Consider the following 24,487-nt stretch of genomic DNA (forward strand, 5'->3'; position numbering starts at 1 on the left):
ATAATCAGAATAAAAATTGGAGATAATTACTATGAGCATATCTGAAAATAACCACTCACTATATACTCGCCATGAGTTTAAAGAGTTTGGTGGAGAATTCTCAGCTACTTCCTACCAAATACCCAAGCTTCAAAAAGGTGAAGTTTTAATAAAAGTAAATTTCTGTGGTGTATGTCATAGTGATGTGCATATCCATGAAGGTTATTATGGACTTGGGGGTGAAAAAAAACTTTCACTTTTAGAAAGAGGAATCAAGCCTCCTGTTACTTTAGGCCATGAAGTTGTAGGCACAGTTGTTAATGTAGGTAACGAAGAAGATAGCAATCTTATAGATAAAAAATTTCTTGTTTATCCATGGATTGGTTGTGGTAAATGTGTAGACTGCCTTAATGACAAAGAGAATTTATGCGTCACCCCTGCTTCCATTGGAATTTTCAAGCCAGGGGGCTATGCAGAAAATTTAATAATACCAAGCAGTCGATACCTCATCGATATCGAAGGGCTAGATGCTGCTCATGCTTCAATGCTAGCTTGTTCGGGCCTAACTACTTATTCTGCTATCAATAAAATAATGCCAGTTAGCAATGAAGATAGTGTTGTTGTTATTGGTTGCGGTGGTTTAGGTCAACTGGCTATAAGAATTCTTTCGTCAATGGGTATCGAAAACATAAAAGCTGTTGATATTTCAGAAGATAAAAGAGAACTTGCTGCCTTGTCAGGTGCCAACGAAACTTTTGATTCCGCTGATAGTGAAGCGGGAGAAAAAATCTTATTTGCTTCTGATAATCGGTGTGCAGCTGTTCTGGATTTTGTTGGTAATGATCAGACAGTATCTCTAGGTTTGAATGTTTTAAAGAAAGGGGGAGAGCTAGTTATTGTTGGTCTTCATGGAGGCGAATTAAAATATCCAATACCTGTAATCATTACAAAAGCTATTTCAATTATAGGCTCTTATACTGGTAGTTTAGGTGAGCTAAATGAGCTAGTCACTTTTGCAAAGAAAAATAATTTTTTTAACATTCCTGTAGAGATGCGTAACCTTGACGAAGCAGAACGTTCTATTTTTGACCTTGCGCAAGGAAATGTAAAGGGAAGAATTATTTTAGAAAACAATTAATACTAGTTAAATTGAAATTAATAAATATTTTAGTTTCAGATGATCCTAGACATACCTTACTGGTACATATTGGTCCACAAGGTAAATATAGAAAGTAGCAAGTGCATTTTAATCCATACAGCTATACAACATGCAGGGTGAAAATATGAATAACAAGCGTTTGTTTTACACATGCTCTTTAGTACTCGCCACTTCAGGCCTTACACTAAGTCCTTTATCTGCTGAGGCTACTGAGCTAAGATATGCTGTAGGTTTTCCGGCAGGCGTACCATTAGAGGCTGCTAGACAGTATTCAAGCGCCGTGTCTGAGTTAACTGATGACCAATATTCAGTTCGTATTTTCGAGCTCTCATTGCTTAATCATAGTGAAATGTCATCTGGTGTTGGTGATGGAATGGCGGATATTGGTTATTTACTTACGGCATATTCTCCATCAGATTACCCTTTTTCTAATCTAGCGGCTGACATGTCAATGAAGTTAGCATTGGATGATCGAGCTGAGGGTAAAGAGGGTTATTCCTATTCGGGTGCTATGCTTGAGTATATTTTGCTTAATTGCCCTGAATGTTTAGAGGAGTTTAAAGCCAACAACCAAGTCTATACTGGAGTTGTGTCCACCCCTACTTACGGTATGTTCTGTAATGACCCAGTCACCACAACTTCTGATATAGAAGGTAAACGGATTCGAATTTCAGGTGCTCCCTGGGCTAGGTGGGTTAGAAACTTTGGCGCATCTCCAGTATCTTTACCTATTGGCGAGTCATACGAAGCATTAAGCCAAGGTGTCATTGATTGCACATTGTTCTCTGCACCGGAGCTAACTAACTTCAACCTTATTGAAGTGGTCAAAAATATCAATATGGACCTACCAGGAGGGCTATTTGCTGCAGGAGGAGCAACGACGCTAAATCGAGATCGTTGGAATAGCTTTGATGCAGACACTAAGAATTCCATGTTGAAAGCAGGATCTGTGATGTCTGCATACGTTACATATCTTTACCAGGAACAGGCAAATCAAGACCTTAGTGCTGCCGAAGAGCGAGGAATAAATATTATTTCAGCAGATAATGCTCTCATTGAAGACTCTAAAGAATTTATACGGAGTGATTTAGAAACTGTTCCTTCGTATTATGCTGATGAGTATGGAATTGATCTAGAGCGCGCAGAAGAGCTGGCGGGTGTCATGTCTGATCTCATCGATAAATGGCAAGTAATTGTCTCGGACATTGATGACCCTGATCAATTAGCAGAAATTTACTGGGATGAAATTTACTCAAAGATTGATCATACTGATTATGCTGCTCAGTGATGTTTTTTTAGGTAAGGGAATTTAAATATGTCCCTCAGTTAGCTAACGAACCCCACATCTTGTGGGGTTTTGTCGTTTAAGGGGCTTATTTCTGAGGCATCATCTATGGATTAAGGTTTCTTAGCCATAGCGCATAGAGGTGTGTAAGCGATTCACTAACCACGTCTAGGCAGATTTCGATTAGATCGGCGGTAATGTCTCTTTCCACTGCAAGGGCAGCCCCCTCTGTCAGCCTTGTTGTCCGGTTAGTGATTTCGCCTAAATCTAATTCAGAGGGAGCGGCATGGAGTCCTTGTGCCACGTTATTCTGCAGATCGTAAAGCAGTAAGCGAGCCACTGACCACATCTAGGCAGATTTCGCTTAGATCGGTAATGTCTCTTTCCACTGCCAGGGCAGCAGCGTGTTGAGGTCATCATCGTAGAGGGTGGGCAGTGTCGCGAAGACATACTGCAAGTAGTCGTAAGGCGAGAGACCATTGGCTTTGGCGGTTTCGATCAGGCTGTAGATCGCCGCGCTGGTATGAGCGCCGCTCGGAGTATGGCTGAACAGCCAGTTTTTACGGCCGATTACGAACGGACGGATGGCGTTCTCCGCCGGATTGTTGTCCAGCGGGATCAGCCCATCGTCCAGGAATCGGGTCAGCCGGGGCCACTGGTTATCCAGGTAGTGCAAGGCTTTACCCAGCGCACTCTTGGGCAGCATCTGCATCAATGACTTGTTGAGCCAGGTGCGCAGTTGGTCGATTAACGGACGGCTCTTCTGTTCACGCAGCGCGTAACGCGCGTCGGGCTCAAGTGCCTTCGCCTGTTTTTCCACGCCGTACAGCTTCCGGATCTGGTTCAGCGCCCAGTCCGCTTTGCCGGTTTTGCTTTTGGGCTGCACTTTCTGGGCCTCAACGTACTTACGCCGGGCATGTACCCAGCAGCCCGCATGGGTGAGCCCATTGCGACGCACGACCTCGGCGTAGCCTTCATAGCCATCGGTGACCAAGCGGCCTGCATAGTTGCCCAGTAAGCGAACGGGCACTCGCCCCGCACGGCTGGCGTCATAATCGAACAAGACGACCTGCTGACCGGGTGGCCCACCTCGTTGCACCCACATATACGACGTCGCACTGGCGGCACGATCTGCTTCTTGATTGACCTGGAGGGTGGTCTCATCCATATGGATCAGGGGAGCGGTCAGCAGATGCTGGAGTAATGTCTCGATCAGCGGAGCTATGCGTTCTCCCGCCTGTACCATCCAGCGTGCCAGGGTGTTGCGGGGGATCTCAGCACCATGGCGGGCAAAGATCTGGCTCTGCCGATAAAGCGGTAGCGCGTCCTGGTACTTGGCGGTCGCGACATAGGCGAGCAGCGTGGCGCTGGCATTGCTCTTGGGCAACAGCTTGGCAGGCGCCGGGGCGATCTTAACGCCCTCTTCGCACGTCGGGCAGGCATATTTGTGTCGCACATGGCGGATCACCTCGATCCGGGCGGGCACCACATGCAGTTCCTCACTGACCTCTTCACCGATCACCTTTAGCGCGGTGCCATCATCGTGGCAGTGGCGAGCATGATCGGGCAGTTCATGGACGACTTCGACACGCGGGAGTTCTGGCGGTAGCGCAACACGCCCGCCGCGCGTGCGACGTTAGTAGGCGTGGCGGTCTCGCTCGTCGCGTCATCAGCAGGGGTGGTGCTCTCCGATGCGTCTTCCTCGTCCACCGCCACTTCCGCTTCATTGATAAGCAGATCCCGCTGGTCGACACGGTACTTCTCGGTGGAGGGGCCGAACTGACGCTCCAGGGCCAGCCGGAACTGCTCAAATAGCGACTGTTTGGTGGCTTCCCACTGCGCTTCTTTTTTTCCATCAACGCCAACAGCCGCGCATTTTCAGCGTCAGCAGCGGCCAGCTTGCGCTCAAGCTGGGTAACCGTCGGTGAGGAGGAGGCGGCGTCTTTCATACCGTTTAGTGTACCAAAAACGTCTCTAAAGTAGGAGAGATACAGCTAGCCAACCCGCTGAAAATCCAGCGCTTTGTGAGACTGCATAGCCTTCAGGTTATAACCATCCAGCAGCCAGTTAAGCTCTTGACCGGTTAACGTCACTGTCTCGTCCTTCAGGTGGGTGGGCCATTTAAATCGCTCACGCTCCAAGCGCTTGTACCACACCACAAAGCCGTTACGTTCCCAGAACAGCAGCTTCACTTTATCGCGCTGGCGATTACCGAACACGAACAGCGCTTGATCAAATGGGTTCAAGGCCATGGCTTCCTGAACCAGCAGTGCTAATCCATCAATTTGCTTGCGCATATCGACGGGTTCTCGGCACAGGTACACCCTCAGATCAGTGCTTGGGCGTATCATGCGACGACCTCCACCGCGACAAACCGCGGGGGACGACAACGCGGTGGCACGGAAAAACCCTGCACGATTAACCGATTTTCCCACGCCATCAGGTCGGCTAACGTCACGGCTTGAGCTTCAGCATACGCGCTTAACGGCATCTGCAACGCGGCGGCATAAGCCAGGTGCCCTAACCAAAATGCTTGAGTGGAATTGAGGTCGCGACTCATGATGATCTCCAATGCTAAAGAGACCACCAGTGTGATCAGCCAACATTAATGTGGGTAGATGGGTTTTATGGCGCTCTTACGGCGCAAGGGTAAAACTGCGCAAGGTTGCCAGAAGCATGCGTCGACGACGAACCTCTTGCAGCAACACTCTACCCTTCGCCGAACCGAGGGTATTGGATTTGTCGATCATCGACATGAACGTATTCAACACACCGAAGTTGAGCACGATTCCAAAAAAGGTGGAGCCCAATGAGAGAATCGGATAACGCAGGTGGGGGGCTGCAACAGTAGGCTATGACCGCAGCGACGGATGAGTCTTGAGCGATAAGCTGGCAGGCGAAGCACCGCCAGTACCGTCATGAACGCCGCAAGGAATACAAAGCCACTTGCAGCCTCATGAAGCACAGCCCAAGGTGAAAGAAGTCTCCAGAGCGCAAAAAGCGAAGCTGCGACACAGGCCAAAGCTAACATGCGGGCCATCGAGCTGAAACGCGGTCAGCCAAGCATTAAAAATGCCAGTCAGTAGGAGTTGAGCCAAGCTTTCGACCCACGTTGCTCCACTCACCAGAACGGCCACACCAGCGAGCAAACGGCTAGACTAGGCGCTTGCAACTGGTTCATGACTGCCGAGATGCATGGTTGACTCCACCACCCTGATATAAATCGAGCCAACCCTCACTAAGAGGTCGGCTAGATTTTCTTGAGCCTTAAGCCCACCCCGCGGACTTAGGTCCCGTCTGAAAAGTCATAAATGTTACGCTATCTCCGTTCATTGAGCAGGAGGGCGATATGACAGGCCGTTACGAGCTTTCTGATCAGCGTTGGCAGATGATCGAGAACATCATTTCTCCGCCGCAGACCATGGGACGCCCTTGCCGGGACGACCGCCAGATGCTGAACGGTATTCTGTGGATTCTTTGCTCAGGTGCGCAATGGCGCGATCTGCCGGAACGTTATGGCCCCTGGAAGACCGTCTATCAGCGCTTCCGAGAGTGGCGCGATGATGGCGTCTTCGAGCAGATGTTGACGCGCTTGCATTTACGTCTGCGTGAAGATGGTTACATGGACCTCGATACATGGATGGTGGATTCAACGTCCATTAGAGCAACTCGGTCAGCCAGTGGTGCTGGTAAAAAAGGGGATCTATAGAACCGGTAGACCATGCGCTCGGCCGCAGTCGCGGCGGGTTGACCACGAAGATACACCTACTATGCGATAGTCGAGGCTTTCCCATTACGTTTTCACTAGCAGCAGGCCAGCGTGCCGATTCGACCTTCCTGACGGGGCTTCTAGAGAAGGTTCGGTTGCCTGGACGGTCTGACGCAGCCGGTATATCGTGGCGGACAAGGGGTACGACAGTGATGCGCTACGGCACTATTGCACGCGTTACGGCATGCGGCCCATCATTCCGCAGCGCCATATGCATCGACGCCCGAAGCCTGGCCTTCCGCATCAATTTGACCGGCCGAAATATCGTCAGCGTAACGTGGTGGAGCGTCTATTTGGCTGGTTGAAGGAAAAGCGTCGGCTCATTACGCGTTACGACAAGCTGGCCAGTAGCTTCAAGGCCATGGTGACACTGGCTTCCATTGAGCAATGCATGAGAGCCAACTTTTCAGACAGAACCTAAGGAAAGTCGCCACTTATAAAAGACCCAGAGTCTTACGCCTCTTGCCCTGGCTCACTCGCACTCTGTTTAGCTTTATGTAGCGAGGTAATAAAGCGATAGAGCGCCAGCGATATGGAGCCTACAGTCCTAAATTCATAGAATAACTGCAGCACTTTGAATCATTCGGTAGAGGCAGAAGGGCAAGCATCGGTACCCTCTCTGCCTTACCTACCAAAGTGAAGCAGAGCATGGGATACCGACAACTGACCCAGACACAACGATACCAAATTTTTGCCTATCTTGAGACCGGCATCAGCCAGCGACAGATAGCCAAGGCCATTGGCGTCCACAGCAGCACCATTAGCCGCGAGATAAAGCGCAACGGGCTACCCTGTGGTTATTTGCCAAAACAGGCCCAATCGGTCAGTGATCAGCGTTGACGCACCGCCTGGAAAGTGACGAAGCGACTGCCTAGCCTGATTCGATGGGTCACTGGTCAATTGATGGACGAATGGAGCCCTCAGCAAATCAGTGGCTTCATGAACAATGCCAATGGGGTTTGCGTGAGCCATCAGTGGATCTACGAGCTTAACTGGGATGACAAGAAACACGTCGGCACATTATGGAAACGGCTCCGGCTGTCACAACAGCGGCGCTATCAGCCCAGTTCACGAGCCGCTGCTGCAACGCCAATGCGGTCAGTAAACGCTAACGCTTCTTGACGATAGGCATCTGAGTAACGGGTATAAGATTTTTTCTTCATTGGTGTTGTCGATCTTGCCATGGTTCACCTCATCGTAGCGTATTACATTCTAGAGGTGTCCACTGTTACTGGGCAGGAACATACATGTTGTGGCAAGCTTAGTAGCTCACTCACAGCTTGAAGATTATTACGTATACCTCCTATATAGCAGATCCCCAACCCTTCTGACTCCGCAGCGATCGCGATATTTTGAGCTATTAATGACACGTCTACCGTAGCAACCAGAAGCTGTTCAGTCATACTGCTAACGACGCTTTCTCCTGTCGCTTATAGTGAACGCTTCATATCGGCGCAAAAGACTAGAAAGTCGCTGCTGCTCGCCAAGTATTTTGGGCCACCAGTAAACACAACCAATTGATTGCGTAATTGCTTATCAGTGGCGTGTATGATGCTGTATGTGACTGGAGGTCGCTGCTGCTTGTCCAGAACGAACCAACTCTATGAATAACTCCTTAGGAATATCTCGTGTTTCAAATTTTCGAATTGAGCGATGAGATTGTATTAGGTTGATTAAGTTGTTCACTATTTAACACCTATCCAAGACTAAGTTTGATTTTCTTAAGTTTTATAGCTTGCTCTCAAGCTCCGGCAGGATCTCGAATAGATCACCGACCAGGCCGTAATCGGCGACCTGGAAGATCGGTGCTTCGTCGTCTTTGTTGATCGCGACGATCACCTTGGAGTCTTTCATGCCCGCCAAATGCTGGATGGCACCCGAGATACCCACGGCGATATACAGATCCGGGGCAACGATCTTGCCGGTCTGGCCGACCTGCATGTCGTTGGGTACGAAACCTGCGTCGACGGCGGCGCGGGAGGCACCAATCGCCGCGCCCAGCTTGTCGGCAATGCCATCGAGCAGCTTGAAGTTTTCGCCGTTGCCCATGCCGCGGCCGCCGGAGATCACGACCTTGGCGCCGCCCAGTTCGGGGCGGTCGGACTTCGCCAGTTCTTCTTTGACAAAACTGGACTGGCTGTTGTCGGCGACAAAATCGACCGCTTCAATCGTGGCGCTGCCGCTTTCACCGACGGCATCGAAGCCGGTGGTGCGCACGGTGATCACTTTGAGCACATCGTCGCTTTTAACCGTGGCAATGGCGTTACCGGCGTAAATCGGACGCAGGAAGGTATCGGCACTCTCGACACCCAGTACATCCGATAGCTGGCTGACGTCTTTTAGCGCAGCCAGGCGCGGCAGAACGTTTTTACCTGTGGTTGAAGCGCTGGCCAGTACGTGGCTGTAGCCATCGGCCAGTTCAACCAACAGCGCGCCCATGGGCTCGGCAAGCTGGTGGGCGTAAACAGCGTTGTCCGCCACGCGTACTTTATTAACGCCGTCGAGTTTCGCCGCAGCGTCTGCTGCCGCTTGAACGCCTTCACCGGCGACCAAAATATCAATATCGCCACCAATGGCCTGGGCGGCCGCCACGACGTGGGCGGTGGCGCCGGCCAGTTGGGCTTCGTGTAAATCGGCAAGTACCAGAATGCTCATGGCATCAGTTCCTCGTTAAAGCACTTTGTTCAAAGCACTGTGTTCAAAGTACTTTGGCTTCGTTTTTGAGTTTGTCGATCAGCTCGTCGACCGAGGCGACTTTAATGCCACCCTTGCGCTCGGCGGGGGATTCTACTTTGAGCAGGCTGACCTTGGAGGCGACGTCGATGCCATAATCGGCGGGCGTTTTCACATCCAGCGGTTTTTTCTTGGCCTTCATGATGTCGGGGAGCTTAGCGTAGCGCGGCTCATTCAAACGCAGGTCGGTAGTCACAATCGCCGGCAGTGTCAGGGCAATGGTTTGCAGACCGCCATCGATTTCACGGGTGACGTTAACCTTGTCCCCGTCCACCGCCACTTCCGAGGCGAACGTGCCCTGAGACAGGCCGGTCAGCGCAGCGAGCATTTGGCCGGTCTGGTTGTTGTCGGTGTCAATCGCCTGCTTGCCCAGAATGACCAGGCCGGGCTGCTCTTCCTCAACCACTTTGGCCAGCAGCTTAGCGACGGCCAGGGATTCGGCACGTTCGTCGGTTTCAATATGAATGGCGCGATCCGCCCCCAGCGCCAGCGCTGTACGCAGCTGCTCTTGAGCGGCTTTGGTGCCAACTGATACCGCGACCACTTCGTTGGCCACGCCCTTCTCTTTCAGGCGCACCGCCTCTTCCACGGCAATTTCGCAGAAGGGGTTCATGGCCATTTTGACATTGGTCAGATCGACGTCAGAGTGGTCCGTTTTAACACGGATTTTAACGTTGTAGTCGATGACGCGTTTCACCGCGACGAAGATTTTCATAAGCTTTTGATCCAATACTTTTAATATAAGTATCAAGTAATAGGTAATTGATTACTAAGAGCGAATACTTGATGCCGACGAAGCCCAATTCGAGTTGAGTAGGCTTTACTTAATGTTCCAAATAAGAATTTTCGTAATTAAGTTAGTTCAGTTCGTCATTATCCATGATTAGCGAAATGTTAGTTTTGATTCTGAACATCTTGCCGACACGAACGAAGAAATAGGTCAATATGCATTTATTATATTTAGTAGTTTATGCTGTCCCCCTACTACAATGCTGAGCCCGATCTAGAATGGTTTTTGCCATTGCGATTACCGGTGCATCAACCATCTGGCCATCGACCTTAAAGGCTCCTTCACCGTACTCTGCTGCTACCATGACTTTCTGTGCCCATTGCACTTGCTCCGCACTGGGAGAAAAGCCAGACTGTACCGGGCTAACCTGGTTAGGGTGAATACACAACATGCCGGAGAACCCCATGTTTCTTGCTCGCCGGGCGCGCATGAGGACAGCTTGATCATCGTCAAAAATTGGAAAAACTGTCTCAATGGGTGGTAATAATCCGGCGACTCGTGAACTCACCAGAAGCTGATACCGACATTGATCCATGATAGTCTCAGCACCTGCAGTGTTGGCTTCTATACCCAGATCCGCACTTAAATCCAGCCCGCCGTAACTCATCCGGCGAACCGCTGGAGAAGCGGCAATGTCATGGATAGCAAATAGACCTCTGGCTGTCTCAATTAGAGGTAGAACAGTTTTACCAGCACTTGCTACCTCCCTTATGTCTTCAGAAGACTCCGCTCTGGGTAGCATGATAGCAATCACTTTATCTTGCTGTTTACAAAGCGCCAGATCTTCATCAAAAAATTCTGTGTCACGGGCGTTAATACGTACATAGATACCCGGGCCATCGTGCTGCTTGAGAAAATCTTCCAGCGCTTGCCGTGCGGTTGCCTTGGCACCACTTGGCACCGCGTCTTCCAGGTCCACAATGACTGCGCCAGCGCCACTAGCCAAGGCCTTTGGTATCCGTTCCGGCCGGGAAGCCGGCACAAACAACATAGTTTTCAAATTATCGTTGGTCATTGTCAGTTACCTGCTGTCGACATCCTGTTGCTGGTTACACCACACCAACACGTTCAAACTTTTCAATCTGCTCATCGCTGTAACCTAAGGTCTGCAGTATCGGACGCGTGTTCTCCCCCATCGACGGTACGGCCGATGTCGCTTCCGCAAACCAGAGCCCGGGGGTCTTCAAAGCCGGCACTTCACCGGCTGGCGTCATTACATCAAACCAGCGATTACGCGCACTTAACTGCGGGTGCTGCCATACCTGGTGCATATCATTAACGGCAGCGTTGGCGATTCCTGCGTCATCTAGACGACTGGTCACATCAGCAAGGGCTAGCTGTGAAAACACCCCCCGGATCAGGCTGTTGAGCTCAACACGGTTGTCAGAGCGCTGGGGATTGGTGGCAAACCGCGGGTCTTCCGCAAGCTCGGGCGCCTTCATCACCAGCTCACAGAACCCCAACCATTCCCGATCATTCTGTAGACCCAGCATCACGGTGCTCCCATCCCCAACGGGAAACGGCCCGTAAGGATAGATTGTGGAATGTGAAGCACCGGCCCGTGTTGGCGCAGGGGCGCCGTTATAGCTGTAATACAAGGGGTAGCCCATCCATTCAACCAGAGATTCCAGCATGGAAATATCAATATGGCTGCCCTCCCCGGTCCGACCGCGCAGTAGCAGCGCCGACAGGATACTGGTTTGCGCAGATGTACCTGCGGCGATATCTGCCACTGAACAACCCGCCTTCACCATTCCCTCAGGTTCAGGCGTACCCGTAACAGAAAGGAAACCACTTTCGCTCTGGATCATCAGATCGTAAGCTTTTTTATCCTCATACGGTCCTCCCTTGCCATAGCCGGATATATCACAGACTGTCAGTCGCGGATATCGCGGATGCAGGTCGGAAAATGACAGCCCTAGACGATCGGTCGCCCCCGGAGCAAGGTTCTGCACAAGAACATCCGCCTCTGTCAACAACTGATGTAATATTTTCATGCCTTCGTTTTTCTTCAGGTTCAGGCACAAACTTTCCTTGGAGCGGTTGGCCCAGACAAAATGCGACGACTGACCATTCACCCGTTCATCGTACTGGCGCGCAAAGTCACCCTGTTCAGGCCTCTCGATTTTGATCACCCGGGCGCCTTGTTCTGCCAGTTGTCGAGTGCATAACGGAGCTGCCACCGCCTGTTCCAGTGCGATAACCGTTATGCCCTCAAGCGGCAGTGGGCTGTTCTTGCTGTGGTTCACAAACGCTCCTCACCTTTCCCTGTGTTGTAGAAAGCTCAAAACGAGCGTGGCAATTCCAGCAAATGCTCCGCCACATACGACAGAATCAAGTTGGTGGAAATAGGCGCCACCTGATACAGCCGGGTTTCACGGAACTTCCGCTCAACATCGTATTCGTTGGCAAATCCGAAGCCACCATGGGTCTGAAGGCATACATTGGCAGACTCCCAGGAGGCTTCCGCTGCCAGATACTTGGCCATATTGGCGCTGGCTCCGGCATTCTGCCCACTGTCGTATTCCTCACAGGCACGCCAGCGCATCAGGTCAGCCGCTTCAACGTTGATGTGCGCCTTGGCAATGGGGAACTGGATGCCCTGATTTTTCCCAATTGGGCGGCCAAAAACTTCTCGATCCCTGGCGTATTGACGGGCCTTTTCTATAAACCAGCGGCCATCCCCAATACACTCAGCTGCAATCAGCGCACGCTCGGCGTTCAGACCGTCAAGAATATAACGGAAGCCTTTGCCTTCCTCGCCGATCAGATTCTCGGCGGGAATCTCAAGGTTATCGAAGAAAAGCTCATTAGTTTCATGGTTCACCATATTGGCGATCGGCTGCACCGTAAGGCCATTGCCGATCGCTTGATGCAGATCAACAATGAAAATCGACATACCTTCCGATTTGCGCTGCACCTGATCCAGCGGAGTTGTACGTGCAAGCAGAATCATGAGGTCAGAGTGCTGGACACGAGAGATCCATACTTTCTGACCATTGACGATGTATTTTTCCCCCTTGCGCGCAGCTGTGGTTTTGATTTTGGTAGTATCAGTACCAGTGGTGGGCTCAGTTACCGCCATAGACTGCAGGCGCAGCTCCCCCGCAGCGAGTTTTGGCAGGTAATTCTGCTTCTGTTCGTCACTCCCGTGCCGTAGTAGGGTAAACATATTGTACATCTGGCCATGTACCGTTCCGGAGTTCCCCCCCGCAAGGTTGACCTCTTCCAGTATGACCGAGGCTTCCGATACGCCGAGACCCGAGCCGCCATATTCCTCGGGAATCATCGCGGCCAGCCAACCTGCACGGGTCATGGCATCAACGAACTCCTCAGGAAAAGCTTTACGTTCATCTACGCCACGCCAATAAGCGGCATCAAACTCCGCGCACAAACCGCGGACACCCTCACGGATGTCTTCATACTTTTTCATGGATGGGCTGGTCATTTAATCGATCTCCTCGAATTCAATTTCTGCTTCATGGGCCGGGCCATCTTCGTTGGCAGCCCATAGTATGGCTTTGCAGTCACCGCTGAGCCGACCTTCCACTTTGAAAGACTTGTTCACCGTTAAAGGTCGTAACCCTCTGTAGGCCAAGCGCACCAATGCGTGGCCCGGATTCGCATCCAGAAAAGCCTGCACCATCAGCGTCGCAATCAGCGGGCCGTGCACCACCAGGCCCGGGTAACCCTCTACGCCGGTGGCATAAGGCTGGTCGTAATGAATGCGATGGCCGTTAAACGTTACGGCGGAATAGCGGAACAGGAGCAATGGCGAGGGCGTAATTCCTGTACTCCACTGGGCCTCTTCCACAGGTTTGTCCAACGACAGTTTCGGGGGTGCTGGCGCTTTATATACGATGTCCTGCTCTTCGCTGAGGCACAGTTCACCGTTCTGACGGTATTGATGCTCGACGGTCACAAACAGCAACTTGCCAGAGCGGCCGGTTTTTTCAGTGACTGACTTGATGCTGGACTGACGCGCGGCGCGCAGGCCTACAAGAAGTGGTCGATGAAACTCCACGCGGCCACCGGCCCACATGCGCGTGTTGCCTTCAGACTTTGGCAAAAACTCGCCGGGCGCTATATGACCGTCCGGCCCGGTACCAGAAGGAGGTACCGGGATCTGAAAAAACGCCCAGTGCCAAAGCGGGGGCAACACCTCGCCCTCTTGCGGAAATGGCCGTGCCAACATGGCTGCAATGCAGCTGGCAAGCGAAGTATCAAGCGCATCCACACAGGATTCCTGCCTACCAATCCAGTCTTCAGGTGCTCTATCCATTTACGCTGCCTCTATCAATAGCTACTCTAGGTTTTTAATTTTGGTAAGAATGCCGGTATATCATGGGTGTGGGAATTCGATTTTCCTCAAGGGTGCGTTTGGTTTCCATGAACACCCCCGTGGTTTAGACTGACAATCCCTTAGTTAGCTTGCTGCCGATGCCCCATTATGCATTTTGATATTCCTGATTTACGTCTGTTCATTCATGTTGCGGAAGCTAACAGCCTGACCGGCGGTGCCAGAAGGGCCAGTCTCTCAACCGCTGCCGCCAGCATGCGCATCAAAGCTTTTGAAGGCCAATTAGGGAGCCGTCTGTTTTACCGGGACAGTCAGGGGGTAGAGCTGACACCCGCTGGTCACGACCTGCTGGTGCATGCCAGGGCTATCATGCGTCAGGTGGATTACATCAAGGACGAATTTTCCCAATACGCTGAGGGCCAGTCTGGCCATATCCGCATATTCGCCAACACCACTGCCGTAAGTGATTTCATGCCGGATGTGCTCGCGCGCTTTCTGGTCAACCGTCCGGGTGTGACTATTGATCTGCAGGAACGGCTGACCCATGACATAATCCGCGGAGTTATTGATGGCTCGACCGATATGGGGGTAGTAGCGGGTCCGGTGAAGGCAAACAAAAAACTCGATGTTATTCCTTTCAATGTTGACCGCCTGGTGGTTGTGACTCCAAAAGGTCACGAATTGGCAGCGCGCAAAACCATCTCGTTCCGGGAAACTCTCGACTACCCCCACATAGGTTTGCGGGAGGGCAGTACGCTGTTTAACTTTCTAAAAGGACAGGCCAGCGAAACTGGAGCAATTCTACAGATGCGCATTCAGGTATTCGGCTTTGAGTCAGCCTGTCGAATGGTCAGCCGCGGCGTGGGGATTGGTATTTTGCCCTGCTCTATTGCACGCCGTTATGAGAGCTTTATGGATATCACCATTATCGATCTGGAAGACGACTGGGCGGAACGCGAGCGGAGCCTGATTGTTCGCGAACTCAATGCTTTACCCAGGTGCGGAAAGGAACTGGTGGAGGAAATTCGTTCTCAGATCAACCTCAAGGCCACACTCTGAGCGAAGTTCATCCCACTGATCGGATTCAAGCTGTTTTAACACCGATTCCAAAGTCTCCCCAAAGCTTCCTCGTACTCAGCTTTCATTCGCTCTACAATCTCGACAACAGGCGGCAGATCATTTATCACCGCTACTCCCTGTCCTGCGCCCCAGATATCCTTCCAGGCCTTGGCTTTGGAACGACCATCTTTGAAACTCATAGTCCCCTTGTCACCTACAGGCAAATCGTCCGGATCCAGGCCGGTACGTCTAATACTCTCTTTCAGATAGTTGCCGTGCACCCCCGAAAAGTAGTTGCTGTAGACAATATCTGAGGCCCCAGAGGTGACGAGGCAGGTCTTGTAATCGTCGTTTGCATTGGCTTCCCTGGAAGCAATGAAGCGGGTGCCTACATAGGCAAAATCAGCGCCCATAGCCTGAGCTGCCAATACCGAGCTGCCGGTAGCAATAGATCCTGCCAATACAAGAGGGCCAGCAAAGTGTGAGCGAACTTCGCCAAGCAGGGCGAAAGGCGACAGGGTACCTGCGTGGCCACCAGCTCCCGCCGCGACCAGGATCAGACCATCAACGCCGGCCTCAAGGGCCTTCATAGCATGACGCAGGTTGATAACATCGTGAAGAATGATGCCACCATAGCCGTGCACTTCATCTACGATTTCCTTAACCGGCGCCCGCAAGGACGAAATAATAATGGGGACCTTGTGTCTAACGCAGGTTTCCACATCCTGTTCCAGACGCACGTTGGATGAGTGGCAAATCTGATTGACGGCAATCGGGCCAATGGACCTGTCCGGGTTAGCCACTTTGAAACTGTCCAGTTCCTCGTACATCATCGTCAACCATTCATCTAAAAGTTCTGGATGCCGGGCATTCAGGGCCGGGAAAGAGCCGACAATACCAGCCTTGCATTCTGCCATTACCAGCTCCGGATAACTGACAGTGAACATGGGAGATGAAATCACCGGCAGGGCCAGGTTCTGCAGGGCTTGCGGAATTCTGTTGCTCATAGTATCTCCAACCTATTGACAGGTGAGGCGGTTTGAAATCAGGCCGCTTTTTAGGATCGATATACCGGATTGACCGCTCTAAACCATTTATCGATTTGTTTGATTAGCTCCAGTCCCTAGTACGTCCATTGGCACCCTCAATAACCGAATATTTATCTACAAACCACACCTTATAGACACCTTGAAAGCGGCCAAATGCGTTTGCAGTATTGATGACTTGTTGTTCACTGAGTGTCGCGTTGCCGTCATACCATACAAAGGCCACCACATAGGATTTGCGTTCAATTTCCACACCAGCGATGTAGGCAACCCTCACTGCGGGTATAGCTTTCAGAACTGCTTCGAAGTCAGATAGGCTGATCAGAAAACCGCACAGGCGCATGGTATCTCCCATGCAGGATTCATATATCAGGATGCTGTCTGGTCGCAAGTACCCCAGGTCACGGGGTCGCTAAAAGCCCTCGTCAGTAGAGGTCTTTTCTTTGGTTTGCGGGTTGTTCACATAAATGATAATTGGCTCCGATTACTACGGCCTAATTCGCTGCGATGCCGCCTCGCTTCAGAATAAGCATGTCAGAAACGCCGTCCTGAACGACCTCATCATGCTGATTTACCAACTGGAGTCGCCGGTTGACACGCCCCACGCGTTTGCTGGTGCCCTCTTCAAAATCAAGGATTGATAGCTTCAGCCGAAGGGTCATGCCGACAGTAATGGGCTGGACGAATTTCCATTCACTAATTGACATCATCGCCACCGCTGATTTCTCGAACACACCCAGGGAGTGCATCATGCCGGTAGCAACCGCAATGCCGAAAGCGCCGTGAACAAGGCGCTCTCCATAACGGGTTTTGCTAGCAAATTCTTGATCGCAATGAACCGGATTCCAGTCACCCGAGAGCATGGAGAACATAGTCATATCCGTTTCTGTTATGGTTCGTCCTGTGCTCTCAAACACTTCGCCTGATTTAAGGTCTTCAAAATACAATGAGTTATCCATATTATTTCCTTCGCTTATCAGGCGCGCTCGAAGATCGCAGCGACACCCTGTCCGCCACCCACACACATGGTTTCAAGACCATAACGGCAGTCCCGCCGTTGCATTTCATGCAACAGGCTGGTCATGATGCGAACCCCCGTTGCGCCGATGGGGTGGCCCAGGGAAATACCTGAACCATTCACGTTGAGCCGGTCGTGATCGTCCCAGCCCCACTCTTTCAGGACCGACAGCACTTGACAGGCAAAAGCTTCGTTGACTTCAACCAGGCCCATATCGTTGAAGCCCAGACCGGTTTTCCGGAACAGTTTTTCCACCGCCGGCACCGGCCCAATACCCATCGTGGCTGGGTGGCAACCCACCGCTGACCAACCCACCATAAACGCCATCGGGTCTAGGTTCAGTTCCACCAGCTTGTCTTCAGACACAATCAGGCAAGCTGCTGCGGCATCACTTTGTTGACTGGCGTTGCCCGCTGTCACGGTGCCACCCTTGATGATAGGACGTAGTGCCCCGAGCGTGTCCATTGTTGTGGTAGGACGAACACCTTCATCCCGAAAAAATATCTCCGGGTCACCCTTACGTTGGGGAATGGAAGTCTCCACCACTTCGCTGTTAAATCGCCCGCCCTCCCAGGCTGCAGCAGCCCGTTGGTGGCTGCGCATGGCATAGGCATCCGCCTCTTCCCGGGAGATCTGATATTTTGTGGCTAAGTTTTCAGCGGTCTCGATCATGCCAGAGATGTAACCAAACCGGTCTTCGGGCTGCGAGCGCTCCCTACCACGATCAAGCCGGTCGTGCATGGTAAAAGAGCCAGCTTTCTTGCCCCAGCGCACATCGTTGGAGTAGTACTCGATGTTACTCATACTCTCGACACCACCTGCGACCACCACGTCACAAGCGCCGGACTCGACCATCATCACCGCGTTAATAATAGCCTGCAGGCCACCGCCACAGCGACGGTCCAGCTGCATGCCCGGCACATGATCAGGCAAGCCCGCCTGCAATGCGGCCCATCGGCCCACACAGGGCACTTCGCTGTTGGCGTAAGATTGCGCCACCACAACATCCTCAATCAATGCAGGATCTATTGCGGAGCGTCTGATGGTTTCCTTAACCACTGTTGCAATAAGATCTTCAACCGATACCGGCCTTAATGCCCTGCCAAACGCTCCTACGCCGGTGCGTACCGGAGTAACAATGGCTGCTCGTCGTTGTTGCATGATGTCACCTCAAGGAGTTGCATTTTGGTCGCGCTCGGTCGCCATCTTTCTCAGCTTTGCGCGCTGAATCTTGGTGCCGTTTGCGCTTTCAGTAACGGGAAATGCGTCCAGGAACCAGACTCGCGCTGGCACCTTGAAAGGAGCTATGGTGTTCTTGAGCCAGGCACGGATGCTCTCAGCATCAATATCAGCACCCGGTTCCACGATAACAAATGCCACACAAGCAGGTTTGCTATCCACATTAGCACCGATGACCTGAGCTTCGGCAACACCTGGGCAGTCCCTCAGTACGTCTTCAATTTCTGCCGGGTTTACCAGAAAACCACTAAGGCGTATCGCATCACCGGCCCGGGTCTGATAGACGAAAGAACCATCCCGGCAAAGGTAGCCGATATCCCCGGTTGAGAAGAAGCCCTCGTTATCGACTGCTGCGGAGGTCGCTTCCGGGTTGTTGAAATAGCAAGAAAAGTTACCTTCCGCGCGAATTTCCAGAACACCGCTTTGCTCCTGCCCCACTAATTCCCCGGTCTCGGTGTGGCGAACTCTCAACTGTGCTTCCGGGTCGGCAGGAAAACCACCACCTTTACAGCGCTCTTGCACTTCTCCATGCACAGATTGGATTGAAAAAAGTGCCTGAACTTCACTAGAGCCATATACTCCCGACAACGGGACACCCCGGGCATCTGCTTGCCTAGCGAGTTCCTCGGCGCCGGTCTGGAACGCCGCAAAGCCACATATTCTGAGACTGTCGAACCTGGCATTTTCGGACATTGCTTCCAGGATGCGCCAATACATCTCGTCGCTGCCAAACAGATGGGTCAACTTATGCTTGTGGATCATTTCTACCGCGGGTTCCCCGTCAAAGGTCTCCATCACTGCTATGGGCGTGCCTGCTGCCAGTGCAGCCATCACCGGCACCAGCCCAAAGGTTCCGCAGAAAGGCAGCGGTGCGAGCAGGCTCGCACCCGGCTTATCGAACTGGAATGCCTTAGCTACGCGGTCTGCGTGGCTGGCAAGTGAGCGCTGGGTATGCACCACCAGTTTGGGCAGTTTGGTGGTACCCGAAGTGGTGAACAGCATGGCGAGGTCGCTCTCGCTGGAGTTATCAGCAACGCCCGGCGCATCAAGGGTATCGAGCTCCGGGAACGGCAGCGATGAACACCCGGCTAACTGCGGCAGATCTGCTAACTGATCAAGTACGGCAATGGTTTCAAGACCCGGCACAGCTTCCGGCTCAAGCTCTTCCAGCAACGCATGAAAATCGATCTTGCGAAAGCGGGGTTGCATGATCAGCATTTGAGCACCGGAAGCAGAAAGAATATGCTGCAGTTCCGCCGTACGGTAACGGGTATTGACCGCCACCAATATCGCACCCAGACGGGACAAACCCAGCATCAGTGCCAGCCACTCGGGCCGGTTGACCAGCCATACCGCCACCCGGTCGCCGCAGCCAATGCCCTGCCCTTGCAGCCAATAAGCTGCTGAGCAACCCATCTGGTCGAGCTCGGCATAGCTGATACGGCGATCACCGACCAACAAGGCACAGGATTCTGGCGTCTGCTCCAGATGTCTTGCTACCAAGGTGGCCAAGGTCAGCTTCTTCGACATCAGTAGAGCTCCATCAATTTCTTGTTATCACTCAGCTCCGATGGCTGGCCTTCCCACGTCATCTGGCCGGATTTCATGACCACCACACGGTCAGAGATTTTCAGTGCTTCCTTGACGTTCTGCTCCACCAACAGGATCGACATCCCGGTCTTCTTCTGCAATTCGCGGATCGGGCCGCAAAGATCCTGAAACAGCTTTGGCGCCAGGCCGATGGAGGGCTCATCCATCAGCAGGCAGCGTGGACGGCTGAGCAGAGCCCGGCCAATTGAGACCATCTGCTGTTGGCCACCTGACAGGTTGCCGGCTCGAGTCTGGTAGAATTTTTTCATTACCGGCAAAATCGACATCACCCAATCAATTCTGTCGGACCGCTCTTTTTCCGGCACACCGGCTGCCCACATGCCCAGGCTCATGGTTTCTTCCACGGTCATGCCGGGGAATACTCCCCGGCCTTCCGGCACCATGGACATACCCGCCATGGTCATGGCCCGAGGTTCGGTAACTGCCGGTTTACCATTGAACAGAATGCGGCCGCCTTCGTGGGGCACCAGACCGAATATGGATTTAAGCAGGGTCGATTTGCCTGCGCCGTTATGGCCGATCAGGCACAGCACTTCATTGTCGTTAACGTGAACATTGATGTCCGTCAGCACGGGGCGGCCGCCATAACCGACCACCAGATTCTCAACCTGGAGTACTTTGTCTGCCATGGTTATCTCTCCCCGAAGTAAATGGCGGCGAGGGCCGGATCGTTCAGGATGGTTTCCGGCTCGCCGTCAGCCAGTAATTTGCCCTGATCCAGGAACGCAATGCGGTCCGAAATGTTCACCACAATGTCCAGGTTATGCTCGATGATACATACAGTAATACCCTCCTTGACCTCTTCACGGAGCAACTGCAGGAACAGGTTATAAGAGTTGGGATCGAGCCCGGATGCAGGCTCGTCCAGCAGCCACAAACGTGAATCCGTCGCCATGATACGGGCGAGACTCAGGAACTTGCGTTCTGCATAGGCCAGATCAAGCGCACGGGTATAGCGTTTTTCCACCAGCCCGGTTCTCTCAAGAATCTGGCTGACTTTATCGTACCGCTTGGCTTTACGTGACTTTTTACCAGGCTGCCAGAGCCAGGAACCGGGCTCCATCATGGTCAAGATATTTTCTTCCACTGTCATCTGAGTAAATAACCGCAGATCCTGAAAGGTTCTGGCAATCCCTTGTCTGGCAATCTTCCAGGGTGATTTGCCAATCACAGACTCGCCCTGCCATCGCACGTCGCCTTCTGAGGGTGGAATATGCCCGGTAATCATATTGAACAAAGTAGTTTTGCCGGCTCCGTTCGGGCCCACAAGAGTCGTTATGATGCCGGCACGCAAATTCAGCGTCACATCATTAATAGCCTGTAGACCACCAAAGTTCTTACTCAGATGGCTGATCTCCAACAGCACGTCCTGATCATCCGTAGAGCCGGTAAAGCCAGACCCGGGAACAAGCTTTACAGCCTTCTGAGCTGTACTGAGGGATTCGCTCATTTGTTACCTCCCGGGTGTGAACTCACAATGCCACCAGGACGGAAGATCATCAGCAACACCATAGCTATGCCGTACACCATCTGTTGAATGGATCCGATTTCAGTCTGAGGCAGGAATGTCAAGTATGTCAGGGCACTGGGCATCAGCATGAGCAATGCAGCACCCAACAGCGGTCCTAATATAGTCGCGGTGCCACCGATAATGACCATCGCCATCACCAGTACCGAAGTGTCGAGCATGAAACTCTCGACATTGATAAAACTCATGTAAAAGGCATAAAGCGCCCCGGCGACTGCTGCCAGCGCTGAAGAAAGCACCACGGAAAGCGTCTTGATTACTGTAATGTTCTTGCCGGAAGCCAACGCGGCGGATTCACTGTCACGGATAGCCTTCAGGCTGCGGCCAAAGCTGGTGTGAACCAGAGTTCGGATGATAACGATAATAATCGTCAGGCAGATCAGGGACATCAGCAGGAACTGCCAGGGTTGATAGACCGGGTAACCGAACAGTTCCACAGCGGGAATCCCGATTACCCCGCCAATACCCCCGGTAAAGCTTTTCCACTCCGAGAACAGAGTAACGGCCAACACTTGCAGCCCGAGAGAAGCAGCCACAAAGTATTCCCCTCGCACCCGCAGAGCAGGTAACGCAAGCAGCAGGGAGGTTATTGCGGCCGCCGCCATAGCAACGGGTACGGCCACAAAAAACTCCGGAGTCACATTCATAGCAACCAGAGCTGCGGTATAGCCGCCAATCCCGAAAAACACAGCGTGGGCGAGAGAGAAAATACCGGCGTAACCGATAATGAAATTCAGTGTGGTCGAGAGGATCGCGTAAACCGAGATCAGGACCAGCAGATTTAATATATAAGCTGTCATGTCAGCGCCTCACGAAACCGTAGCCCGTCCAAAGAAACCGGACGGTTTGAAGATGATAAAAAAGAAAAGAATCGCGAAGGTAATGGCTTCGCTCCACTGGGTGCCCAACTTCCACATCGCCAGGTTCTCTGCCACACCGATCAGCAGCCCAGCACAAGCCGCACCACGGAGACTGCCAATGCCACCAACAATGGTGGCCGCCAGACTGATCAACATGACGTGGTGGCCGACTGCCGGATTGATTCCGGTACCGGCAGCGGTAAAGATGGCGCCCGGCACCACCAGCAGTGAGCCAAGGGCAAATGCATAGGTGGAGAGTCGCCGGGGGCTGAGGCCGAACGTGCGCACCAGTTCCGGATTCTCACTCAGAGCCCGCAATCCCTTGCCGACAAAGGTACGTGTCAGGAAGAAATGTAACGCCGCGAAGCAAGCAATGGCACACATAATGGCCAGCCCGTTCAATGGCGAGAGATAGAGCCCAGGGACCACTTCCACAGAATTACTTAAGGGGGTGGGAACAGACATGAAACCGCGCCCGAACACACTGCCCAGCAGGTTCTGTACGACGATACCAATACCAAAAGAGGCCACGAACACTGTAAAAAATGAGCCCTCATGGCGCTGGATCGGTGCGTACATGAAACGATCCAGTAGCACACCGAACACCACCGCACTAGTGGCCGCCACTGCGACCGCAAAGATCCAGTGCAGCCCAAGACCCACCAACGCGAAGTGGAATAGGTAGGCAGCAATGGCGAATGTGGCACCGTGGGCAAAATGGAATATCTTGGTAGAACCAAAAATCAACGAAAAACCGGCTGCGGTGAGGGCGTAGATCGCCCCCACCTGCAAACCGTTGACCAAGAGTTGCAGAAATAGCATGACAGCTCCTTATTCCGCAGTCTTGACTGAGACCACTTTACCGCTGCCGGAACCGTCCACCTCAAGAACTTGGATAGGTGCTAGCAGAGTGCCATTCTCCTGAAAGGAGACCGTGCCACCGACTAGCTCGAAGGTATTAGTTGCCTTTCGCTCGGCCAGCAGGTTGGCGCCCGTAAGCTCTTTGTCCTGTTCTTCCAGAGCCTGAGCAAGTAGCCCAAAGACCCTTACGGCATTGTAGTAGTTGGCAATATAGGAGGTTGGATTCTTACCATGCTCAGCTTTGTAGTCGTCCACAAAACGTTTGGTGATTGGGTCGTCAGAGGCCCACTCAAAACTCTGAGTGGTAAATAACGCTCCCTGGGCCTCTTCCTGATCCTGAAGCTCAGGCACCGAGAACGCTGAGTAACTGGCAATTTGTGCTTTAACTCCATTGTCTCTCAGCTGTTTAACGATCTGCAATTGCTGAGAGCCGTAGGAAGCCACATAGACCACATCCGGATTGTCACTACGAACACGCGCGGCTAACCCGCTAAACTGCTGAGCCGAAGCCGCAATGGAGTGAGACTCCACAAGCTCAGCACCCAGTGAGGGCAACATTTCCTCTAGCTCATCCCGAATCGATTCGCCAAGCGGATCATCCACGTACACTAACGTAAACCGCTCATGACCAAGATCATTGACAGCATACTTGGCCAAAGCCCCTACTTCGTTGTTCGCTAATGGTATAACGTTCCAGAAATATTCGCCCAGTTCCGCCAGGTCAGGGCCAACTCCACCACCGTTTACGGCCACAGTCTGGCTACGCTGGGCCAATGTGGAAATCGCTTTTGAAACGCCAGTGAAGGCGGAAAGCACGTAAGGAACGCTCTCCACATTAACAAGCTTGTTCATTGCGACGACCCCTTGCTGTGGCAAGGCCTGACTATCCTCATAAAGAATGTTCAGGTTCTCCGATAATAAGCCATCCTCATTGATATGCTTGGCCGCCAAATCTGCGCCAGACATGAATATGTCACCGTAAGTGGCATTTGGCCCACTGAGCGGAAAGACCGCGCCGATTTCGATGTCATCCGCTTGTACTGAAGCAGCAGAAGCAATCCCCACGGCAAAAGCAATCGACGATATAGTCTGACGTAACATAATATTTTTCCTCAACGTTGTTATTGTCTAAGTACCTGATCTAAAGTTTTCGTGTAATATCCATGCCAGGATTTCTGACACGGACAGAACCATGGAAAAACGCTTCGTTGCCCCTCTCACTGAACCTGAACAACAGACGCTGACCTCCG

At 52.2% G+C, this 24,487-nt stretch carries 23 protein-coding genes and 4 pseudogenes; 5 read left to right on the top strand and 22 right to left on the bottom strand.

Annotated features, from left to right (window positions below):
* Positions 1–31 precede the first annotated feature (31 nt).
* Together V8L70_RS14715 and V8L70_RS14720 are read left to right on the top strand one after the other, a co-directional pair.
* Positions 32–1,117 carry an alcohol dehydrogenase gene (locus V8L70_RS14715; RefSeq protein WP_336269927.1) on the top strand — a complete coding sequence of 362 codons (1,086 nt, stop codon included), beginning with the start codon at positions 32–34 and terminating at the stop codon, positions 1,115–1,117.
* A 145-nt stretch (positions 1,118–1,262) separates the two neighbouring features.
* Positions 1,263–2,426, top strand: coding sequence for a C4-dicarboxylate TRAP transporter substrate-binding protein (locus V8L70_RS14720; protein WP_336269928.1), 1,164 nt, complete (start codon positions 1,263–1,265; stop codon positions 2,424–2,426).
* Between the two features lie 103 nt (positions 2,427–2,529).
* Here the strand turns inward: V8L70_RS14720 and V8L70_RS14725 are convergent, their stop codons facing one another.
* The 4 genes and pseudogenes from V8L70_RS14725 to V8L70_RS14740 all read right to left on the bottom strand — a co-directional run bounded on the left by V8L70_RS14725 (position 2,530) and on the right by V8L70_RS14740 (position 4,983).
* On the bottom strand, positions 2,530–2,772 hold the full coding sequence (locus tag V8L70_RS14725) for a hypothetical protein (RefSeq protein WP_336269930.1): 243 nt from the start codon (positions 2,770–2,772) through the stop codon (positions 2,530–2,532).
* A 15-nt stretch (positions 2,773–2,787) separates the two neighbouring features.
* Positions 2,788–4,372, bottom strand: a pseudogene (gene tnpC, locus V8L70_RS14730) (IS66 family transposase).
* A gap of 45 nt (positions 4,373–4,417) precedes the next feature.
* Positions 4,418–4,774 carry an IS66 family insertion sequence element accessory protein TnpB gene (gene tnpB, locus V8L70_RS14735; protein WP_336269932.1) on the bottom strand — a complete coding sequence of 119 codons (357 nt, stop codon included), beginning with the start codon at positions 4,772–4,774 and terminating at the stop codon, positions 4,418–4,420.
* Positions 4,771–4,983, bottom strand: coding sequence for a hypothetical protein (locus V8L70_RS14740; RefSeq protein ID WP_336269933.1), 213 nt, complete (start codon positions 4,981–4,983; stop codon positions 4,771–4,773). The genes tnpB and V8L70_RS14740 overlap by 4 nt, the downstream gene beginning before the upstream one ends.
* A 789-nt stretch (positions 4,984–5,772) precedes the next feature.
* On the opposite strand from V8L70_RS14740, the pseudogene V8L70_RS14745 reads away from it, so the two are divergent.
* Both V8L70_RS14745 and V8L70_RS22935 read left to right on the top strand, forming a co-directional pair.
* Positions 5,773–6,613: pseudogene (locus V8L70_RS14745) on the top strand (IS5 family transposase).
* A gap of 227 nt (positions 6,614–6,840) precedes the next feature.
* A pseudogene (locus V8L70_RS22935) lies at positions 6,841–7,254 on the top strand (transposase); the annotation flags it as partial.
* Here the strand turns inward: V8L70_RS22935 and V8L70_RS14755 are convergent.
* The 8 genes and pseudogenes from V8L70_RS14755 to V8L70_RS14790 all read right to left on the bottom strand — a co-directional run bounded on the left by V8L70_RS14755 (position 7,251) and on the right by V8L70_RS14790 (position 13,997).
* Positions 7,251–7,376: a hypothetical protein gene (locus tag V8L70_RS14755; protein WP_336269934.1), complete on the bottom strand. Its 126-nt coding sequence runs from the start codon at positions 7,374–7,376 to the stop codon at positions 7,251–7,253. The pseudogene V8L70_RS22935 and the gene V8L70_RS14755 sit on opposite strands and share 4 nt — an antisense overlap.
* Positions 7,377–7,436: 60 nt before the next feature.
* A pseudogene (locus V8L70_RS14760) lies at positions 7,437–7,878 on the bottom strand (nitroreductase family protein); the annotation flags it as partial.
* A 42-nt stretch (positions 7,879–7,920) separates the two neighbouring features.
* Positions 7,921–8,847 (bottom strand): electron transfer flavoprotein subunit alpha/FixB family protein, encoded by a 927-nt coding sequence (locus V8L70_RS14765; RefSeq protein ID WP_336269936.1) that lies wholly within the window; start codon positions 8,845–8,847, stop codon positions 7,921–7,923.
* A 43-nt stretch (positions 8,848–8,890) separates the two neighbouring features.
* A complete protein-coding gene (locus V8L70_RS14770) occupies positions 8,891–9,640 on the bottom strand; it encodes an electron transfer flavoprotein subunit beta/FixA family protein (protein ID WP_336269937.1) in 750 nt (249 codons plus the stop codon).
* Between the two features lie 253 nt (positions 9,641–9,893).
* Positions 9,894–10,730, bottom strand: coding sequence for an HpcH/HpaI aldolase/citrate lyase family protein (locus V8L70_RS14775; protein WP_336269938.1), 837 nt, complete (start codon positions 10,728–10,730; stop codon positions 9,894–9,896).
* Positions 10,731–10,764: 34 nt separating this feature from the next.
* The gene (locus tag V8L70_RS14780; protein WP_336269939.1) at positions 10,765–11,964 is read right to left on the bottom strand and encodes a CaiB/BaiF CoA transferase family protein; all 1,200 of its coding nucleotides are present in this window, start codon (positions 11,962–11,964) and stop codon (positions 10,765–10,767) included.
* A 35-nt stretch (positions 11,965–11,999) separates the two neighbouring features.
* Complete coding sequence (locus V8L70_RS14785) at positions 12,000–13,163, bottom strand: acyl-CoA dehydrogenase family protein (RefSeq protein ID WP_336269940.1); 1,164 nt, start codon at positions 13,161–13,163, stop codon at positions 12,000–12,002.
* The gene (locus V8L70_RS14790) at positions 13,164–13,997 is read right to left on the bottom strand and encodes an HTD2 family dehydratase (protein ID WP_336269944.1); all 834 of its coding nucleotides are present in this window, start codon (positions 13,995–13,997) and stop codon (positions 13,164–13,166) included.
* 168 nt (positions 13,998–14,165) lie between these two features.
* Here V8L70_RS14790 and V8L70_RS14795 point away from each other — a divergent pair, with 168 nt between their 5' ends.
* Complete coding sequence (locus V8L70_RS14795; protein WP_336269945.1) at positions 14,166–15,074, top strand: LysR family transcriptional regulator; 909 nt, start codon at positions 14,166–14,168, stop codon at positions 15,072–15,074.
* A gap of 35 nt (positions 15,075–15,109) precedes the next feature.
* On the opposite strand, the gene V8L70_RS14800 is transcribed toward V8L70_RS14795, so the two are convergent.
* From V8L70_RS14800 to V8L70_RS14845, 10 genes are all read right to left on the bottom strand, one after another.
* The gene (locus tag V8L70_RS14800; RefSeq protein ID WP_336269946.1) at positions 15,110–16,081 is read right to left on the bottom strand and encodes an NAD(P)H-dependent flavin oxidoreductase; all 972 of its coding nucleotides are present in this window, start codon (positions 16,079–16,081) and stop codon (positions 15,110–15,112) included.
* A gap of 103 nt (positions 16,082–16,184) precedes the next feature.
* Positions 16,185–16,475 (bottom strand): hypothetical protein, encoded by a 291-nt coding sequence (locus V8L70_RS14805; protein ID WP_336269947.1) that lies wholly within the window; start codon positions 16,473–16,475, stop codon positions 16,185–16,187.
* Positions 16,476–16,614: 139 nt separating this feature from the next.
* The gene (locus tag V8L70_RS14810; RefSeq protein WP_336269948.1) at positions 16,615–17,079 is read right to left on the bottom strand and encodes a MaoC/PaaZ C-terminal domain-containing protein; all 465 of its coding nucleotides are present in this window, start codon (positions 17,077–17,079) and stop codon (positions 16,615–16,617) included.
* 17 nt (positions 17,080–17,096) lie between these two features.
* Complete coding sequence (locus V8L70_RS14815; RefSeq protein ID WP_336269949.1) at positions 17,097–18,299, bottom strand: acetyl-CoA C-acetyltransferase; 1,203 nt, start codon at positions 18,297–18,299, stop codon at positions 17,097–17,099.
* Between the two features lie 9 nt (positions 18,300–18,308).
* Positions 18,309–19,907 carry an AMP-binding protein gene (locus V8L70_RS14820; protein ID WP_336269950.1) on the bottom strand — a complete coding sequence of 533 codons (1,599 nt, stop codon included), beginning with the start codon at positions 19,905–19,907 and terminating at the stop codon, positions 18,309–18,311.
* Positions 19,907–20,617: an ABC transporter ATP-binding protein gene (locus V8L70_RS14825; RefSeq protein ID WP_336269951.1), complete on the bottom strand. Its 711-nt coding sequence runs from the start codon at positions 20,615–20,617 to the stop codon at positions 19,907–19,909. Before V8L70_RS14825 ends, V8L70_RS14820 begins: the two co-directional genes overlap by 1 nt.
* Positions 20,618–20,619: 2 nt before the next feature.
* Positions 20,620–21,438 (bottom strand): ABC transporter ATP-binding protein, encoded by an 819-nt coding sequence (locus tag V8L70_RS14830; RefSeq protein WP_336269952.1) that lies wholly within the window; start codon positions 21,436–21,438, stop codon positions 20,620–20,622.
* The gene (locus tag V8L70_RS14835; RefSeq protein WP_336269953.1) at positions 21,435–22,316 is read right to left on the bottom strand and encodes a branched-chain amino acid ABC transporter permease; all 882 of its coding nucleotides are present in this window, start codon (positions 22,314–22,316) and stop codon (positions 21,435–21,437) included. The genes V8L70_RS14830 and V8L70_RS14835 overlap by 4 nt, the downstream gene beginning before the upstream one ends.
* A gap of 9 nt (positions 22,317–22,325) precedes the next feature.
* On the bottom strand, positions 22,326–23,198 hold the full coding sequence (locus V8L70_RS14840; protein ID WP_336269954.1) for a branched-chain amino acid ABC transporter permease: 873 nt from the start codon (positions 23,196–23,198) through the stop codon (positions 22,326–22,328).
* A gap of 9 nt (positions 23,199–23,207) precedes the next feature.
* Complete coding sequence (locus V8L70_RS14845; protein WP_336269955.1) at positions 23,208–24,338, bottom strand: ABC transporter substrate-binding protein; 1,131 nt, start codon at positions 24,336–24,338, stop codon at positions 23,208–23,210.
* Positions 24,339–24,487: the final 149 nt, after the last annotated feature.

Source organism: Vreelandella arctica (assembly GCF_037070215.1).
In the GTDB taxonomy this organism is placed as follows: Bacteria; Pseudomonadota; Gammaproteobacteria; order Pseudomonadales; family Halomonadaceae; genus Vreelandella; species Vreelandella arctica.